Raw genomic sequence first — 483 nt, 5'->3', positions numbered from 1 at the left:
CACCGGTGCCCGCCCCTCGCGGATGATCAGGTCGGCGATCTGCAGATCCTGCTTCTCGAAGGGAATGGTGGCGTCTAGCACGATGATGACGATCTCCGCGAAACGGATGGCGCGCAAGCCATCCTGCACCGACATCACTTCCAGCTTTTCGTGGATCCTGGCCTTGCGGCGCATGCCGGCCGTGTCGAACAGCTTAATGCGGCGGCCGCGCCAGTCCCAGTCGACGGAGATGGAATCGCGGGTGATGCCCGCCTCCGGTCCGGTCAGCAGCCGTTCCTCGCCGATAAGCGCATTGATCAGCGTCGACTTGCCGGCGTTAGGACGGCCGACGACGGCGATGCGCATCGGCTTGGTATCGTCATAGGCCGGCTCGGCATCCGGATCGGCGATGTCCTCGCCGATCAGCACTTCGTTGATGGCGGCTTCTTCGTCTTCGCTGTCCTCGTCTTCACCGAAGGCGCGCGCCTCTCCAAGCGCTTCGAT

1 protein-coding gene is annotated in these 483 nt (G+C 63.8%); it reads right to left on the bottom strand.

Annotated elements, in window-relative coordinates:
- On the bottom strand, window positions 1-483 hold a 483-nt coding region (locus tag EOA36_RS36850), incomplete at both ends, for a GTPase (protein WP_127281335.1).

It is taken from the genome of Mesorhizobium sp. M8A.F.Ca.ET.021.01.1.1 (assembly GCF_003998025.1).
Lineage (GTDB): Bacteria > Pseudomonadota > Alphaproteobacteria > Rhizobiales > Rhizobiaceae > Mesorhizobium.
This window is presented reverse-complemented; position numbering and strand designations above follow the sequence as displayed.